20 protein-coding genes are annotated in these 15,096 nt (G+C 68.1%); 3 read left to right on the top strand and 17 right to left on the bottom strand.

Annotated elements, in window-relative coordinates; genetic code table 11:
• Positions 1-60 precede the first annotated feature (60 nt).
• On the top strand, positions 61-387 hold the full coding sequence (locus ACFFQA_RS14235) for a hypothetical protein (RefSeq protein WP_377852376.1): 327 nt from the start codon (positions 61-63) through the stop codon (positions 385-387).
• 177 nt (positions 388-564) lie between these two features.
• Here ACFFQA_RS14235 and ACFFQA_RS14240 read toward each other — a convergent pair whose 3' ends face one another.
• The 10 genes from ACFFQA_RS14240 to ACFFQA_RS14285 all read right to left on the bottom strand — a co-directional run bounded on the left by ACFFQA_RS14240 (position 565) and on the right by ACFFQA_RS14285 (position 6,907).
• Positions 565-948, bottom strand: coding sequence for a hypothetical protein (locus ACFFQA_RS14240; protein ID WP_377852377.1), 384 nt, complete (start codon positions 946-948; stop codon positions 565-567).
• Between the two features lie 215 nt (positions 949-1,163).
• Positions 1,164-1,559 (bottom strand): DUF6188 family protein, encoded by a 396-nt coding sequence (locus ACFFQA_RS14245; protein WP_377852378.1) that lies wholly within the window; start codon positions 1,557-1,559, stop codon positions 1,164-1,166.
• A gap of 51 nt (positions 1,560-1,610) precedes the next feature.
• Positions 1,611-2,249, bottom strand: coding sequence for a hypothetical protein (locus tag ACFFQA_RS14250; RefSeq protein ID WP_377852379.1), 639 nt, complete (start codon positions 2,247-2,249; stop codon positions 1,611-1,613).
• Positions 2,249-3,040: a hypothetical protein gene (locus ACFFQA_RS14255; RefSeq protein ID WP_377852380.1), complete on the bottom strand. Its 792-nt coding sequence runs from the start codon at positions 3,038-3,040 to the stop codon at positions 2,249-2,251. The genes ACFFQA_RS14250 and ACFFQA_RS14255 overlap by 1 nt, the downstream gene beginning before the upstream one ends.
• Positions 3,037-4,347: a WXG100 family type VII secretion target gene (locus ACFFQA_RS14260; RefSeq protein ID WP_377852381.1), complete on the bottom strand. Its 1,311-nt coding sequence runs from the start codon at positions 4,345-4,347 to the stop codon at positions 3,037-3,039. Before ACFFQA_RS14260 ends, ACFFQA_RS14255 begins: the two co-directional genes overlap by 4 nt.
• A complete protein-coding gene (locus ACFFQA_RS14265) occupies positions 4,344-4,676 on the bottom strand; it encodes a hypothetical protein (RefSeq protein WP_377852382.1) in 333 nt (110 codons plus the stop codon). Before ACFFQA_RS14265 ends, ACFFQA_RS14260 begins: the two co-directional genes overlap by 4 nt.
• A gap of 10 nt (positions 4,677-4,686) precedes the next feature.
• On the bottom strand, positions 4,687-5,043 hold the full coding sequence (locus tag ACFFQA_RS14270) for a YbaB/EbfC family nucleoid-associated protein (protein WP_377852383.1): 357 nt from the start codon (positions 5,041-5,043) through the stop codon (positions 4,687-4,689).
• Positions 5,044-5,149: 106 nt separating this feature from the next.
• Entirely contained in the window at positions 5,150-5,377 is a 228-nt protein-coding gene (locus ACFFQA_RS14275; RefSeq protein ID WP_377852384.1) for a helix-turn-helix transcriptional regulator, read from the bottom strand.
• 17 nt (positions 5,378-5,394) lie between these two features.
• Complete coding sequence (locus ACFFQA_RS14280; RefSeq protein WP_377852385.1) at positions 5,395-6,192, bottom strand: hypothetical protein; 798 nt, start codon at positions 6,190-6,192, stop codon at positions 5,395-5,397.
• 13 nt (positions 6,193-6,205) lie between these two features.
• On the bottom strand, positions 6,206-6,907 hold the full coding sequence (locus ACFFQA_RS14285; RefSeq protein WP_377852386.1) for an SDR family NAD(P)-dependent oxidoreductase: 702 nt from the start codon (positions 6,905-6,907) through the stop codon (positions 6,206-6,208).
• Between the two features lie 106 nt (positions 6,908-7,013).
• Between ACFFQA_RS14285 and ACFFQA_RS14290 the strand changes: the two genes are divergently transcribed.
• Positions 7,014-7,424, top strand: a complete 411-nt coding sequence (locus ACFFQA_RS14290) for a winged helix-turn-helix transcriptional regulator (RefSeq protein WP_377852387.1) — start codon at positions 7,014-7,016, stop codon at positions 7,422-7,424.
• On the opposite strand, the gene ACFFQA_RS14295 is transcribed toward ACFFQA_RS14290, so the two are convergent.
• Positions 7,405-8,646, bottom strand: a complete 1,242-nt coding sequence (locus ACFFQA_RS14295; RefSeq protein ID WP_377852388.1) for a glycosyltransferase — start codon at positions 8,644-8,646, stop codon at positions 7,405-7,407. The two genes, ACFFQA_RS14290 and ACFFQA_RS14295, sit on opposite strands and share 20 nt — an antisense overlap.
• Before the next feature lie 100 nt (positions 8,647-8,746).
• Here ACFFQA_RS14295 and ACFFQA_RS14300 point away from each other — a divergent pair, with 100 nt between their 5' ends.
• Positions 8,747-9,586, top strand: coding sequence for a serine hydrolase (locus ACFFQA_RS14300; protein ID WP_377852389.1), 840 nt, complete (start codon positions 8,747-8,749; stop codon positions 9,584-9,586).
• Here the strand turns inward: ACFFQA_RS14300 and ACFFQA_RS14305 are convergent.
• The 6 genes from ACFFQA_RS14305 to ACFFQA_RS14330 all read right to left on the bottom strand — a co-directional run bounded on the left by ACFFQA_RS14305 (position 9,561) and on the right by ACFFQA_RS14330 (position 15,034).
• Entirely contained in the window at positions 9,561-10,028 is a 468-nt protein-coding gene (locus ACFFQA_RS14305; protein ID WP_377852390.1) for a DUF5666 domain-containing protein, read from the bottom strand. The two genes, ACFFQA_RS14300 and ACFFQA_RS14305, sit on opposite strands and share 26 nt — an antisense overlap.
• Positions 10,029-10,044: 16 nt before the next feature.
• Entirely contained in the window at positions 10,045-11,244 is a 1,200-nt protein-coding gene (locus ACFFQA_RS14310; RefSeq protein WP_377852391.1) for an ABC transporter permease, read from the bottom strand.
• Between the two features lie 99 nt (positions 11,245-11,343).
• Positions 11,344-12,042 (bottom strand): ABC transporter ATP-binding protein, encoded by a 699-nt coding sequence (locus tag ACFFQA_RS14315; RefSeq protein WP_377852392.1) that lies wholly within the window; start codon positions 12,040-12,042, stop codon positions 11,344-11,346.
• On the bottom strand, positions 12,039-13,247 hold the full coding sequence (locus ACFFQA_RS14320; protein WP_377852393.1) for an efflux RND transporter periplasmic adaptor subunit: 1,209 nt from the start codon (positions 13,245-13,247) through the stop codon (positions 12,039-12,041). Before ACFFQA_RS14320 ends, ACFFQA_RS14315 begins: the two co-directional genes overlap by 4 nt.
• Positions 13,248-13,310: 63 nt before the next feature.
• Positions 13,311-13,916 (bottom strand): response regulator transcription factor, encoded by a 606-nt coding sequence (locus ACFFQA_RS14325; protein WP_377852394.1) that lies wholly within the window; start codon positions 13,914-13,916, stop codon positions 13,311-13,313.
• Positions 13,913-15,034 (bottom strand): sensor histidine kinase, encoded by a 1,122-nt coding sequence (locus ACFFQA_RS14330; RefSeq protein WP_377852395.1) that lies wholly within the window; start codon positions 15,032-15,034, stop codon positions 13,913-13,915. The genes ACFFQA_RS14325 and ACFFQA_RS14330 overlap by 4 nt, the downstream gene beginning before the upstream one ends.
• Positions 15,035-15,096 lie beyond the last annotated feature (62 nt).

The following is a 15,096-nucleotide window of genomic DNA, read 5'->3' on the forward strand; positions in this document are numbered from 1 at the left end:
CGATGTCGGTTTTCGTGCTGCTCGTGTCGTGTTCATCCCAGAACCGAGGGAGTTAGTTCCATGCGCAAGGCGACGAGGATCTTGGCTGCGGCTGTGCTGGCCGCTGGCGTAGTGGGTGTCACCGCCGGTTCCGCTTCGGCCGAGGGCGCGACGATGCACAGGGGCAAGAGCGGCTGCTTCACCTATTCGTACAAGCAGGGTGGCGTTCAGATGAACACCACCGTGTACTACCACAACACGTGCAAGGGCGACGCAAAGATTCGGATCGTCCCGAACAAGTCCGGGCTGATCTGCTCTCCCGAGGTCATCAAGGTCAAGGGCGGTGACTACGGCGACTACACCATGTGGTGCGACTCCGTTCGTCGGGTTGAAGACGCTTCGGTCTAAGAGATATGCCGGGACAGCAGGTGGTCCGGCCGATCGCCCGTCGTCGTTTTCGGGGATGGGCCCCGGGCCCCCGGTGCGACCTCCTGCTGAACCAGGACATCGTTTCTGCGCCCAAGAAGTGATTCGTGCGCTTCTGAGAAGGATCTACTACCGGCTTCTGTGCGGCTAGCACGCTTCTCAGCCAGTGTCGTCGCGGCGTTGGAGAGACCTGTGGACGAAGCTGAATGCCTGGTCGAGCAGGTCGCCGAAAGCGGCGGGAGTGGTGATGTCGCCGCCGTCGAGGGCCACGAGCTCGTGTATCTGGAAGTCGATCGCTGTGACGTCTGCCCAGCCGCCCGTGAACAGCACGATCTCCAGGGCCGGGCCGCCGTCGTGGTCGAGGCGGATGCCGACGGAGTCGGGGTCCTCGACGGCTGCGCGATCCGTGTGGAGCGTCTGGGGCCACGGGGCGGTGAAGTCGTGCCATGTCTTCTGGCCGACGGTGAAGCCCGCCTGCTCCCAGGTCGTTCGCCGCGACTCGATCTCTTGTGCCGCCGCGTCGAGGTCAACCAGTCGATCCACGTCTTCGACGTTAGGTCATGAGCTGCTCGTCCTAAACGGACTTGTTCCGCTGTGAGCGCTTGGCCCACTCTTCTGCCTGACTGATGTCGCGGTTGACCCAGTACAGCGCTTCGTTGGTAGTAGTCCAGCCACTCGTGAGCGCGAGTGGCTGAGGTGTCGCACGGTTTCGGGCGTCTCTCAAGTTCTGCCCGGAATGCTCGCGCGAGGGAACTGGACTACCGGGTTCTCCCCCAGGTGGCGAGCTCGCCACCCGGTGTGCAGACCACGCGCAGCTCTCCCGGTCCGGTCGCCGACCACGCTTCGAAACGCGGGTCGGGTTCGACCGTCAGGTGGTAGCCGTTGTCGAAGCCCAGGTGCAGCGCACCGTGCCGGAAGATGATCTCCCAGGTCAGCTTCGCGCCGAACAGGGCGAGGGCCGGGGCGACCTTCTGCCGGTCGGGCAGCAGCCGCACCGGGCCGTCCGGAGTGGACAGTTCCGCCGCCGACTCGACGGTGATCAGGGCACCGCCCGAGAGCAGGAGGGTCAGCGCGTTGTCGACGCGGACCTGCGTCACCTCCATGCCCCGGTACGGCAGCACCCAGCGGTCGTCGAGCTGGATCAGGTCGCCCATTCGCACAGCGTGCCCGACCCCCGCCATGCGCGCAGAGGATCACGGCCCCGATCAGCGGAGCGCCGCCGTGACCCGCTTGGCCATGTCTTCCGCCGCGGGGAACGCGAAGTCAAGTGCGGAGTCGGTGAACTCGAAGCGGAACACCCACTGCGGGACCGAAGCCCTGCCCAGCGGAACCGCCGAGATTCTCGCGACGGCGCTGAGCGGTAGCTCCCACAGCGTGATCATGAATGGCTCGGCGGGCTCGGTCGCGTCGCCGATGCGGTTGTTGTCGATGAGAACACCGAGACGCCGGTCCGACAGGACGAGCCAGGTGTCGTCGTGTCCCGAAGCCAGGTGGTCGACGATCCTGATGGCCTGTGCATCGGGCAATGAGGCGTAGGCCCACGCCGCGAGCGACGGATCGTGCACCCACTCGTCGCCGACGAACCGGCCTTCGCTCACCGGCGCGGTAGGCAGGGGCGCGGTGAGGACCCTGGGGCGCATCGAGTGCACCTCACCATATGGCTGGTGCGGCACCCGGTGCGCGTTACCGACCGTCGAGCCGATGTGTCCGTGACAGCCGAAGATGGCAATTGGTTTCTCGCCCGGCTCGATCCACGTTCGATGGGCGAGTTCCGCCGCCTCTCCGTACAGCGCGACGTTGTTGTGCTTGCCGTAGTCGTACTCGCGGTTCTGGTTTGTGAGCACTATGTCCTCGGTGATGCAATCAGCATGTCCGCGTCCACGCCGAACTTCGTGTTGAAATCCAGTGCGGAGCCGTCGTGGAACACGATGCGGACATAAGTCGGTTTTCGGTCCGAGTAGTCCCTTGAGAGTTTCCGGGAGATGGTCTGGACCTGGTGGATGTCTTCTGGTCGAATCTCCAGGTGGCCTTCGACGTCTTTCGTCTTGATCGCCTGACCTGGTGCGTATTTTGGAGGCGGCGGGGTGTCGCGAATAATTTCAGCTATGTCCTTCGCGAAACTGAGGAAGGCCTTGCCGATATTGGCTACGGTGCCGAGTGTGGATTCCTTTTCGGGTTCCTCGGGCTTGGGTTCGACTGGTTTCGGTTCTCCGATCTCGATGACCCAGCCGATTCGTGCCGGGGTGAACACCCACCAGCCCGCACAGCGAAGCTCGTGAAGTCTGTCCAGGATCCTCCGAGCTTGGCACTCCGGACTCGAACCGACTACGTAAAGCGCGGGTGAAGACTGCCTACTGGCGCGCGCGTTGTCGTCGTCGTTGTTGTCGCCGTCGCCCGGCAGCGCGAGTAGCGCACCGATGACCAGCGCGCCCACCGCGCCCCGTTTCGCCTTCTCCCCGAGGCTCCTGGCGGGTGCGGCTTCGGGAAGCTGACTGTGATCGGGGGCATGGCTCTGATCGGGGGCGTCGATTGCCACATGCCCCCAAGGTGACATGGGAAAACACCGCAGGATGGGCTCGCCTGGCCGGCACCAGTGTTCGCGGATCGCCAGGACGCCACCGAGTTTTTCGGTCACGCGTTTCCTCCGTGGAGGGGGTCGGTCGAGAAGCCGCGTACCTGGTCCGCGCGGCGTTGCTCCTTCGGTGCGACCGGGTCGGTGGCCTTGTCGTAGACGGCTTCTGCGCCTTTCTCGATCACCACGTCCGTCCCGACCGCGATGCCCGCGTTCATCCCTGCCTTCCACACGTTGGTGGAGCCACCGACCATCGATGTCAGGATGCGTTCACTGATGTTCGCCGCGAGTGCCGTCGAGCCCGTGGTCTCGCGGAGGAAGCGGTTCGCGGTCGTCGAAGCGCGCGAGCCGGGCAGGTGCTCCCACACCTTCGGCATATCCTGCAGCTCTTTCAGCGGCTTGTCGCGCAGTTCGGCTGGCAGCTTGTGCCGCAGCGGTGCGAACGCTTCCTCCGTCAGCTCCTGGAACTGCTTCTCCGGCATCACCATCTCGGCCCGGCTGAAGATGCGGCCGACGTGGCTTTGCTTGTCCACCGCGTTGACGAGCTGCTTGCCGAAGAATCCGCCATTGCGCTTCCGCTCCATCTGCGTCAGCACCTGCCGAATCCCCGACTGGCCGCGCAGCTTCGTCAGCAATCCCTCAAGGCGGGCGAGCTCCGATCCCAACTTCCGTTGCAGGGACGAGACCTCCTTCGCCACGGACGAGGCGGTCTTCCCGATGCGTGCGCTCGTCATGGCCATCGAGGCGCTGACGCTGGTTCCACAGGTTGCCCAGGACGCGGCGAGCGCGGCCAACCACTGCACGATCAAGCCGATGACCAACTCGGTGATCGCCTCGATCGCGAACTCGACGAACATGTCGAAGAGGTCGGCGATCGTGTCGAGGATGTCCTTCAGCTCGCGCACGTCGTCGGCCAACGCCTTGACGGCGTCGGCGAAGTCTGTCATCTGCGCCCGGAAGGCGGTGGCCGCTTGGCCCTGCCAGATCTCCTCCGTCGCGGCCGCCCGGCGGCGCTCGGCTTCGGCGACCTGGTCCAGCCAGCCGCCCACCTTTGCCCAGCCCTCACCGGTCGCGCGCATCTGCTCGGGGTCGCCAATCGCCCGCTCCGCGAGGTAGACGGGAAAGGCCATCACCATGGAGACCAGGAAGCCGAGACCGTTGTCCGCGAGGGCTTTGCACGGGCTGGCAAGGGTTTGCAGAAGCTCTGCCCGAGCGGAGACCGTGGCGATTCCGATTTCCGGTGGGGAGGTGGCGTCGGCGAGGTCCTGTGCCGCGCCGATCCAGGAGCTGCCCTGTCCCGCTGCCTTCTCGAACCAGTTCTTCTGGTTGCCCGCCGAGTTCAGCTCGGCGAAGGTGCCCGGACCGGTCATGCCCGCTCACCGTCCGCGCCCTTGCCGAGGGCGTCGAAACCCTGCGACAGCCCCGTTTCCGTGCCCTTGTAGATCGCGTGAGTCTGGTGCAGGCCCGCCGCGGTGTGCCTGAGATAGCCACCCGCGCCCTTCGTCAGCTCCTTGCACTCGTCGAGCAGCTTGAAGTAGCTGTGGCTGATGCCGAGCGCGTCGCCGAGCGGGCCGAAGCACTGGTCGTCCACCTTGGCCTGGTGCAGCAGCCGTTCCAGCTGGTCGAACTTGTCGGCGAGGCTCTCGCTGCCGTCCGCGTAGCCCAACAGCGAGTCCGGTTTCACCTGGTACCCGTCCACGTGCTCGCTCCTAACGCCGGTCGTCGGCAGGGAGCACGGCGTTCATGGCCTGTTTCGCCTGCTCCAGCTGGTCGCCGAGGATCGGTTCGAGCTCGGTGTCCATCCGCTGCGCCGCGTTCGCCGTCGCGAGCCTGATCGTCTTGAGGATGTCCTGCTGCAGAGCGGTGTTGGAGCGCTTCATCGCGTCGGGGCTCAACCGCAGGTCGAGCACGGCGCCCGCGGGGTTGACCGTCACCGTGACCGCCCCGTCCGAGCTCCGGGCCGTGCCGTGCATGTCGCTCAGCTTGTGCTGCGCCTTGCTGATCTGGTTCACGCGGTCCTCGAACAACCGCAGCATCTGCTGGACGCGTTCCTGATGACCCGCCATGGTCCCTCCCCGTTCGGCGGATTTGCTACTGCAAGGACCCTAGCGGTGGCGGAACCGGCCTGTGGACGGTTCGGCCGCAAATGCCCAACGCCTGAAGGTGTGGTTCTCAGGTGGTGCCGATGCGCGGGAACGGGGAGGTCGAGAAGACGACCTCCACCGGGACCTCGAAGTACTCGGCGATCTTCAGTGCGAGGTACAGGCTCGGGCTGTACTCACCGCGTTCCAGGTAGCCGACGGTCTGGTAGTGCACGCCCAGTGCCTCGGCCAGCTGACGACGGGAGATACCGCGTTCCACGCGCAGCACCGCGATGCGGTTGTGGACGTCCTCGCTCATCGCCGTTCATCTTAGTTTCAGCGCACTTTGCTGAGCTTCAAGCGTGTCGCGGCGCCGTTCAGCGTGCCGTCGATCGTCATGGTCGAACCCTCGCGGTGGACAGTGCCGGTGAAGATCTGCCGGCCCTTGCTCAACCAGGTCTCCCACATCGCCAGGCCGTCGGCCGGACCCACCTCGAAATGGTGCTGCTCCCACTGGTCCCCTTTGCGGAACACCACCATGTGCGCCCGGTTGTACTCGAAGTAGACGCGGTCGAACGGCCGGTCCTCGCCGACCACCTGCCACCCGCCGTCGATCGCGGTGGGCGTGCGGTTGTTGTGGTTGGCGATCCAGTACGTGAAGCCGCCAAGTGCCGCGAGGACCACTGCGATCACGCCCGCTTTGACTGCGGAGCGGCGGGCGGAGTCCGTCGGACGGCTCGTCCAGAACAGCGTGCGCAGCTCGCCGAAGCGCTCCCCGACGACCGCGAGCAGCAGGACCAAGGCCAGCAGCGCCATGAAGGTGCCGCTCGGGTCGACGCCGTAGAAGAGGTCGATCAGCCAGATCGTGCTCATCACGCCGACACCGGCCACCGCCGCGATGAGGGAGGTCTTCCGCCAGCACAGCATGATCGCCAGCGCGATCTGACCGAGGGCGATCAGCGTGCCGAACACCGGCGAGTAGCTGAAGTAGTGCCAGGTCAGCCAGAACCCGGAGACGTCGCCCATCGGCTTGTCGAGCTCCGATGTCAGCACCGTGAACTGCGAGCCCATCAGTTTCGCCATGCCGTAGAAGGCAAGGATCAGTGCCGCCGTGTACCGGCAGAAGACGAACAAGAAAGCCCCCTGATCATGTCCTCCGGGGCGGCAGCAGCTCCTTCGCGGTCACACGGAGCGCATCGAGGTCGCCGATGACCTCCTCGACCCGGTTGCGGTCGGAGTACATGCTGTAGTGCCGGGCCGCGATCGCGTCGGGGTCTGCTTCACCGTCACCCTTCTGGACACGGACGCACACAGTGAGCGTGCCCGCGTAGATCCCGCTCGGCGCCAGCTCCGCGTTGAGCGTGTGCACCCAGTTGCGCAGGCCCGACATGGCGATGCCCAGGTTGGCCAGCATGGGGATGGGCTCGACGGCGGAGGCGCCCGTGCTGAACAGCAGTGCTCCGTCGCCCCGCTCCAGCATGCCCGGCAGCACCTGGCGGACGGCGGTGATCGCGCCGTGGACGTAGATGTCGAGCTGCTGCTGGACGGAGTCCACGGTCAGCTCGGTGGGGAACTGCAGCTCGGCCGGGTCGACCAGGTTCGGGCCGAACACCAGCACGTCGATCTCGCCGACCGCGTCGAGCGCCGCGCTGAGCTGCGCGCGGTCGGCGATGTCCGCCGGGTGGGCCTCCGCGTCGATGCCCTCGGCGCGCAGCTCCTCGGCGTAGCCACGGAGTCTCGACTCCGTCCTGGAGACCAGGCCGACCCGGAAACCCTTGCTGCCGAACAGCCTGGCGGTCGAGAGCCCGACACCCGGGCCGGCTCCGACGACGGCGACGGTCTTCGTCACGTGGTCCTCCAATAGTTACTAGTTGTGCGTAGGTGCATCATCAGTAAGCATTGGATCGCCGCACAAGAAGGCACATCAATGTGCGCTACGAACACGGGAGTGCGTAATGACCGAGCTGGGGTCCGCGTGGACCGTTCTCGCCGCACGCGATGGCGCTGATGAGGAGACTTGTCGCAAGGTGCTCCAGGTGCTCTCGCGGATCGGCGACAAGTGGAGCCTGTTGGTCATCGGGACGCTGCGCGACGGCACGATGCGTTTCGGCCAGCTGCACCGCGAGGTCACCGGGATCTCGCAGCGGATGCTGACGCTGACCCTGCGGCAGCTCGAACGCGACGGCCTGGTCAGCCGCACGGTCCACCCGTCAGTGCCGCCCAAGGTCGAGTACGCCCTCACCGAGCTGGGGAGCACGCTGCTCGGCACGGTGCTCCAGCTGGCCGGGTGGGCGGCGGACCACGTCGAGGAGATCGACGAGAACCGCCGCCGCTACGACGCCGGGCTCAACCGAGCAGGCGAGTGACCCGCCGCACGACCTCGCCCGCGCCGTCCTCCGCCCGGACGAGCTCGGACAGCTCCCGCGTGCGCTCGGTGTGTTCGGGCGCGCGCCTGATCAGCTCCGCCAGGCGCTCCGCGCTCAGCTCGCCGAAGGGGACCCAACCCGGGCTCGCGCCGATGCGCTCCAGCTGCTTCGCCCAGAACGGCTGGTCGGTGATGGCCGGGACGCCCACCGCAGGCACACCCGCGCGCAGTCCCGCTCCCGTCGTGCCTGCTCCGCAGTGGTGCACCACCGCCGCCATGCGCGGGAACAACCACTCGTGCGGGGCCTCGCCGATGGTCAGCACGTCGTCGCTGGTGACGTCGAGCCCCGCCCAGCCCGTCTGGACAACGGCGCGCACGCCCGCCAGCTTCACCGCGTTGGCCACCAGGTCGTTCAGCCGGTCGCGGTCGGAGAACTCGCGGCTGCCGAAGCCGATGTAGACCGGCGGCGGGCCCGCGGCGAGGAAGTCGGCCAGCTCCGTCGACGGTTGCCAGTCCGGCCGGCTCACGGGCCACCAGAAGCCGACCCCGTTCTCCTCGGCGGTCCAGTCGCTCGGTTTGGGCACGACGACGGGGCTGTAGCCGTTGATCACCGGCAGCTCCCGCCGGATGACCGACGTGGTGAGCGCGCCGAGCCCGGACTTGGGCAGGCCGAGCCGCTTGCGTCCGGCGAGAACTCCCTTGCGCATCAGCTGTTCGCCCATGAGTAGCGAGATGCGGCCGACGGTCTGGTTGCCCCATGCGCCGATCGAGCGCGAGACCAGCATGTCCGGTGGGAAGTCCGCGGTGGGCATCCAGGGCTGCAACGGGGTCGCGAACAGAGGGACGCGCAGTGCCTCGGCGACGTGGTACGCGGTGAAGACCGCCATGCTGTTGGCCAGCACCAGATCCGCGCCCCGCGCGCCCACCTCGATGATGCCTTCGCTCAGCTCGGTGAGGTGCGAGCGGAACGCCTTCATCATCAGCAACGTGCCGCGTGGCCCACCCCCGCCCTCTTGCCAGCGCTGGCCCTCCGCGGTCGCGCCGATGCCGCGTGGGTCGCCAGGGATCCCGCGGAACTCCAGCCCGGCGTCGCGGACGAGATCGCCGAACGCCTCATAGGTCGCGACCGCGACTTCGTAGCCAGCCTCGCGCAGGCGCGTGCCGAGCCCGGTGAACGGTGCGATGTCGCCGCGTGAGCCCGGTGCGTAGATCAGAATCCCCATGTCGCGAAACTACCTCGCGCTGTTCGGCCCAGGCTGAAGACCGCAGACCGCGAGGGATCGCCGCCCCTAGCTTCAGACCTCCCGTACGAGGGAGGCCGATGTGAGGACCAGGATGGTTGCGGCCGCCGTCGCGTTGTCGACGGTGCTGAGTCCGTGCGCGAATGCCGCACCCGCGGTGGAGATCCCGCCGGGGGTGACGACGGGGTTCATGGTGTTCGACCGGCAGTCCGGGCAGGCCACCGTGGAGCACGAGGCCACGAAGCAGTTCCGGTCGGCCTCGATCGTGAAGATCCTGATCGCGCTGGACTACTTGCAGGGCAGGGGAGTCGGCACTCCGGTGCCCGACATCGACCTCGCGCTGCTGGAGCCGATGCTGCGCTCCAGTGATGACAACGCCGCATCGATCCTGTGGGACCGCGCGGGCGCCACCGCGATCGTGCGGCGGATGGCTGATCTGATCGGGCTCACCGAGACGCAACCGCCCGCGGACCCGAACTTCTGGGGCTACACGGCCGTCAGTGCCTCCGACGTCGTCAAGATCTACCGGTACCTCCTGGAGCGCGCGCCGGGGAGCTTCCGCGACTTCGTGCTCGGAAACCTCCGCAAGGCAACACAATGCGCGACCGACGAGCGCGACCAGTACTTCGGCATCCCGCGCGCGTTGCCGAGGCCGTGGGCGGTGAAGCAGGGCTGGTCCGGTTACCCGGATCCGCCGCGTGGGGAGAAGTGCGTCGTCACCGGAGAAGGCGGCACGGCGAACGAGATCGACCTGCGCAGCCCGGCCCTGCACACCTCCGGCCTTGTGGGAGAAGGGGATCGGAAGATCGTCGTCGTGCTGACGTTGCACCCGCAGGGCACGCCGTGGGCGACGGCGGCCAGCAGGATCACCGCCCTCACCAGGTCGGTGCTCGCGGCTAGCGACCGGCGGGCTGCTCGGTGACCTGACGGGCGTTCACGGTTCCGTCCTCGGCCCGTTCCCCCTGCACCGCAACGGTGTCACCGGGAGCGAGGTCGCGGGCGGAGCCGCGCTGCGTGACCAGGACCGAGGTCTGCTCGGACAGCACCACCTTGACCTCCTGACCGTCACGGCCCTTGAGGTAGATCGTGTTGCCTTCGACGCGGTCCACCGTTCCCGCGGTGCCGCGCGCCTGCTGGTTGGGCTGCTGCGCCTGGATTGGCCGGGTGGACTCCGGCCGCGTTGTCGAGCGGCCCCCGAGGGCCGAGTGCATCGCGACACCGCCGAGGAAGGACACCACGGCCAGCGCGGCGGCGGCCAGCACGAGCGTCAGCCTGCTGGTCCCGCGTCCGGCCGAGGCCAGCCGCTCGGTGAGGTCGTCGCTGTCGATCTCGGTGGTGAGCAGCTTCTCGGGGTCGCTGGACATGCCTTCTCCCTGTAGGTCATTCATGGCGCAACGCCTCGATCGGCCGCAGTCGCGCCGCCCGGCTCGCCGGGTAGCTTCCGAAGAACAGTCCAATGAGGACGGACACACCGAAGGCGAGCGCGACCGAGGACGGCAGCACCTCCGGCTGGATGCCGGAGAAGCTGAACCGGCTGCCCAACCAGCCGACGAGCACGCCCATCGCCCCGCCGACCATGCTCAGCAACGTGGCCTCGGCGAGGAACTGCCCGGAGATCGCCCCGCGCGGCGCGCCGATGGCCTTGCGGATGCCGATCTCCCTGATCCGCTCGGTGACCGTGACCAGCATGATGTTGGTGATGCCGATCCCGCCGACCAGCAGGGAGATCCCGGCGACGGCCGCGAGCAGCGTGGTGAACACCTCCACCGCCTGGGTGCGCGCGCTGAGCAGCTGCTGCTGGTTCTGCACCCGGAAGTCCGACGTCGCCGAACCGGTGATCCCGTGCCGCTGGTTGAGCACGGCGGTGATCTGGTTCTGCGCCGCCGTGATCACCTCGGCGGACTCGGCCTGCACGATCACCTGGCTGAGGCTGCCGGTCCCGGTCAACGCGTACTGCAATGTGGTCAGCGGGGCCACCACGGTGTCGTCGGCGTTCTGCAGGCCGCTGGAACCCTTCTGCGCGAGCACTCCCGCGACGGTGAAGGGGATGTTGTTCAGCTGGATCTGCTTGCCGAGCGGGTCGTCCCCCGCGAAGAGCTCCTGCGCGACGGTCTGCCCGATCACCACGACCTTGCGCGCCTCGGTGACGTCGCTGTCGGAGAACGCCGCGCCGGAGCCGACGGGGCTGCTGGTCGCGTCGAAGTAGCTCGGCCGGGTTCCGACGACCTGACCGACGCTGTGGCTGGTGCCCCGGTAGGTCGCGGTCGCCTGTGCGGCGACGACGGGTGAGACGCTCTTGATGTCCGGCGCGATCCGCTTGTCCGCCAAGGCTTCCGCGTCGGTGGTGGAGAGCGGCCGTGGCGCGGTGGCGGCTCCGGCCCGCATCGGCGAGACGGTGAGCAGGTTCGTGCCCAGCCCGGCGATGCTGTTCTCGATCGCCTTGGACGCTCCGTTGCCGACCGCGGTCAGCAGGATCACGGCCGCGACTCCGATGCTGATCCCGAGCGTGGTCAGCACCGACCGCATCTTGTTCGCCAGCAGCCCCTTCACCGCGAACCGCAGCACTTCGAACACGCTCACCGCGTCCCCCCTCGGCCATTCGCGGGCTTATGGACCTTTTTGGCGCTCCGCACACGTCCATAAGCCCGCGAATGGCGGGTTGGGGTGCGGGGGGAGGGGTCAAGCACAGGGGGCCTGCCGGTGGTCGGAGACGATCTCGCCGTCCACCAGGCGGACCACGCGGCGGGCGTGGGCGGCGACGTCGTTCTCGTGGGTGATCATCACGATCGTCCTGCCCAGTGCGTTGAGCCTGCCCAGCACGCCGAGGAGGTCGTTGCTGCTCTTGCTGTCCAGGTTGCCGGTCGGCTCGTCGGCCAGCAGCAGCGCGGGCGCGTTGACCAGCGCTCGCGCCACCGCCACCCGTTGCTGCTGGCCGCCGGAGAGCTCGTTGGGCATGTGCTGGGCGCGGTCGCTGAGACCGACCAGCTCCAGCGCGGCCTCCGCTCGTTCGCGCCGCTGTCTGCGGCCGAGCCCGGCGTAGGTCATCGGAAGCTCCACGTTGCCCAGCGCCGAGACCCTGGGGATCAGGTTGAACGACTGGAAGACGAAACCCAGCTTCCTGTTGCGCAGCAACGACAACTGGGTCTCGTTGAAGCGGCCGATGTCGATGCCGTCGAGCTTGTAGCGCCCACCGCTGGGCACGTCCAGGCAACCGAGGATGTTCAGCATGGTCGACTTGCCGGAGCCCGAAGCACCCATGATCGCCACGTAGTCACCGCGGTGCACGGTGAGATCGACCCCGCGCAGCGCGTGCACAGCGGTGTCACCGCTGCCGTAGGTCTTGCGCAGGCCCTTGATCTCGATGACCGGTGTCGTCATCGGTTGCCGCCCGGTCCTCCGCCGCCGACGAAGCCGCCGCCACCCCCGCCGCCGAAGGTGGCACGCCCGCCACCGCCGCCCGGCTGCTGCTGTTGCTGGGTGGTGCCGGTCGCGGTGGGGATCACGACCTGATCGCCCTCGGCCAGGCCGGAGGTGATCTGCGTTGCCTGCTCGCCCTTCACGCCGACCTGCACCGTGCGCACCGCCTGCTGGCCGTTGCTCCACACGGTCACCCGGTGCGTGCCGCCGGTGGACTGCACGGCGAAGCTCGGCACGGTCAACGCGTTGTCGACCTTGGCGACCACGACCTGCACGCTGGCGGACTGGCCGGGCTTGAGTCCCTCAGGCAGCTGGTTCAGGGTCAGGGTCACGCCGTACTGCACGACGTTCCCGCTGGTCGTCGGGGTGAGGTCGATCTGGTTGACCTTCGCGGGGAACTGCTGGTCCGGCAGCGCGTTGACGGTGACCGTGGCGGCCTGGTCCACCTTCAGCCGGGAGATGTCGATCTCCGCGATGTTCGCCTTCACCTGGAAGTTGACCAGGTCGGACAACACGATGAAGCCGCTGGTCGTGGACTGCGACGAGGACGAGGACGAAGACGAGGAGCCGCCGGAGGAACCGCCGCCGACCGAGCCGGAGCCGCCCGAGGAGCCACCGGACCCGGCCGGGTTGCCGACCGAGCCGGAGATGGACACGACCGTGCCTTCGGCCGGAGCCTTGAGCACCGCGGCCGACAGGTTCGCGCGCGCCTCGGTCAGCGTGGCCTTGGCCTGCGCGACCTGGCTCTTGCGCTGGGCCACCGTGGCCGCGTCGTTGGCCTGCGGCCCGGTCTGCGCCGCCGTCAGGCTCGCGTTGGCCGCGTCCAGGCTCGCGGCGGCCTGGTCGACCTTGCTCTGCAACGCCGTCGCGTCCAGCCTGGCGAGCTCCTGGCCCGCGGAGACCTTGTCGCCGACCTTCACGGAGATCTTCTTGACCGTCCCGCTGGTCGCGAAGTTCACGCCGACCGTGGACGCGCTCTGCACGGTTCCCGCCGCCGAGACGGTCGCGCTGACCGAGCCCTTGGTGACGGCGACCGTGCGCGGGGTCGCGCCCTGAGCGGTGGAGCCGGGGAACAGCAGGCGGAACGCGAAGAAGCCCGCTACCAGCACGATCACGACCAGACCGATGTTGATCAGCAGCGCCCGCTGTCGCACAGGACGTCTCATGCGCGGCAGTTTGTGTGTGTCAGCTGGGTATTCCCTGTATGCGCGGTAACGGATCGGTCGCGGTCACAGCCAGCCCAGCTCCCATGCGCGCTGAGCAGCCTCGTAGCGGGTCTCGGCGTCCAGCTTCGCCATCGCCGTTGACAGGTAGTTGCGCACGGTGCCCTGCCTCAGGTGCAGCCGCTTCGCGATCACCTGAACCGTCGCGCCCTCCTTGCTCTCCCGCAGCACGTCCAGCTCGCGCGGCGTCAACGGGCAGGGCCCTGCCAGCAGCGCCTGCGTCGCCAGGTCCGGGTCGATGCAGCGCTGTCCCGCGTACGCCTTGCGCACGACGTCGGCGAGGGACTGGGCCTGCGCGGTCTTGGGCACGAACGCCAGCACTCCGGCGTTGAGCGCGCGGTGCAGCACACCCGGCCGCGCGTGCCTGGTGACGATCGCGACCCGGACCGCGGGCAGCTCGTCGCGCAGCGCCTCGGCGAGCTCGAGCCCGTCCATGCCCGGCATCTCCAGGTCCACCATGGCCACATCGGGCAGCAGCCGCTTGGCCGCCGCGAGCGCGGACGGACCGTCGGCGACCTCGGCGACCACCTCGATGTCGGACTCCAACGCGAGCAACGCCGCGACCGCACCCCTGATCAGGTGCTCGTCGTCGGCCAGCAACAGCCTGATCATGGCTTGTCCTCCGGAATCGCCGCGCTCACCCGGAACGTCCCGCCCGGTTCGCTCCCCGCGGTGAACTGGCCGCCCACCGCGTGCACCCTGGCCGCGAGGCCGGTCAGCCCCGTGCCGGAGCCGTCCTGCTGCGTGTCGGCGACGCCGTCGTTGACCACGGTCACCCGCAACCCGTCGAAGGTGATCTCGCACCGTGTCGCCGCCGCGTGCCGCAGCACGTTGGTCACCGCCTCGCGCAGCACCGCGCCGAACAGCGGCTGCTCCGCCGAAGGCAGCGAACCCGCGATGACGCACGTGATCCCCGCCGCTTCGAGCAGGGAACGGATGCCGCCGAGCTCGGTGGGCAGATCGACCCGCCGGTAGCCGCGCACCACGTCCCTGACCTCGCTCAGCGCGTCGTGCGCGGTCTGGCGGACCTCGGCCATGGCGGCGCGGGCCCGCTCGCCGTCGGGCAGTCGCACCGCGAGCTCGGCCTTCATCGCGATCACTTCGAGGCTGTGCCCGAGCACGTCGTGCAGGTCGGCGGCGAAGCGCAGCCGCTCGTTGGCGACGGCGAGCTCTGCCTCGGTGGCACGAGCCACGTTGACCTGTTCTGTCACGTCCCACAGCCATGCCTGGGTCACCGTGAGTACTGCCACGGCCGCCACGATCACGCCGGCGAACATCCCGTAGCCCCCCGGCGGGTACAGGTTCAAGAACGCGGTCAGCAAGGCCATGATCGCGGTCTGCACCCAGCGGACACGCGGCGGGAGCAGGGTGGCGGCAGCGCTCGCCGCAGCTGCCGGGCTGAACAAGGCCCACGCGGCGACCGAGGAATCGTTGTCCTGCACCAGGATGGCGCACGAGACCAACGACAGCACGAGCGTGGCCAGCAGCTGCGGGTCGGTCCAGCGGACGCAGCCGTACTCGTGCATGCAGCGCAGCGTCAGCCGTCCGACGAACACCATGAACACGAGCTGCACGGGGACCGCGACCGAGGTCCACGGCGTCAGACCCGCGACGGCAATGGCGACAAGCGGGAACGCCGCGAAGACCTGCACGCTCAGCAGCAGTGACCACTTCGTGTAGGTCCGCACGGCGCGCAGCCGCTTCTCCAAAGCCGGTTCCGAGGGGGGCACGGGGCAACGCTACTGCCGATGACATATGTCAGTACTGCGGCAACGCGCGTCGCCACTCCGAG

Origin of the sequence: Allokutzneria oryzae, assembly GCF_042429765.1 — a bacterium.
Lineage (GTDB): Bacteria > Actinomycetota > Actinomycetes > Mycobacteriales > Pseudonocardiaceae > Allokutzneria > Allokutzneria oryzae.

What these genes read in the sequence shown, in the direction of transcription:
- ACFFQA_RS14235 (WP_377852376.1), top strand. Translation starts at nt 61, where the DNA reads ATGCGCAAGGCGACGAGGATCTTGGCTGCGGCTGTGCTGGCCGCTGGC.
- ACFFQA_RS14245 (WP_377852378.1), bottom strand. Translation starts at nt 1,559, where the DNA reads ATGGGCGACCTGATCCAGCTCGACGACCGCTGGGTGCTGCCGTACCGG.
- ACFFQA_RS14260 (WP_377852381.1), bottom strand. Translation starts at nt 4,347, where the DNA reads ATGACCGGTCCGGGCACCTTCGCCGAGCTGAACTCGGCGGGCAACCAG.
- ACFFQA_RS14270 (WP_377852383.1), bottom strand. Translation starts at nt 5,043, where the DNA reads ATGGCGGGTCATCAGGAACGCGTCCAGCAGATGCTGCGGTTGTTCGAG.
- ACFFQA_RS14275 (WP_377852384.1), bottom strand. Translation starts at nt 5,377, where the DNA reads ATGAGCGAGGACGTCCACAACCGCATCGCGGTGCTGCGCGTGGAACGC.
- ACFFQA_RS14290 (WP_377852387.1), top strand. Translation starts at nt 7,014, where the DNA reads ATGACCGAGCTGGGGTCCGCGTGGACCGTTCTCGCCGCACGCGATGGC.
- ACFFQA_RS14295 (WP_377852388.1), bottom strand. Translation starts at nt 8,646, where the DNA reads ATGGGGATTCTGATCTACGCACCGGGCTCACGCGGCGACATCGCACCG.
- ACFFQA_RS14305 (WP_377852390.1), bottom strand. Translation starts at nt 10,028, where the DNA reads ATGTCCAGCGACCCCGAGAAGCTGCTCACCACCGAGATCGACAGCGAC.
- ACFFQA_RS14315 (WP_377852392.1), bottom strand. Translation starts at nt 12,042, where the DNA reads ATGACGACACCGGTCATCGAGATCAAGGGCCTGCGCAAGACCTACGGC.
- ACFFQA_RS14320 (WP_377852393.1), bottom strand. Translation starts at nt 13,247, where the DNA reads ATGAGACGTCCTGTGCGACAGCGGGCGCTGCTGATCAACATCGGTCTG.
- ACFFQA_RS14325 (WP_377852394.1), bottom strand. Translation starts at nt 13,916, where the DNA reads ATGATCAGGCTGTTGCTGGCCGACGACGAGCACCTGATCAGGGGTGCG.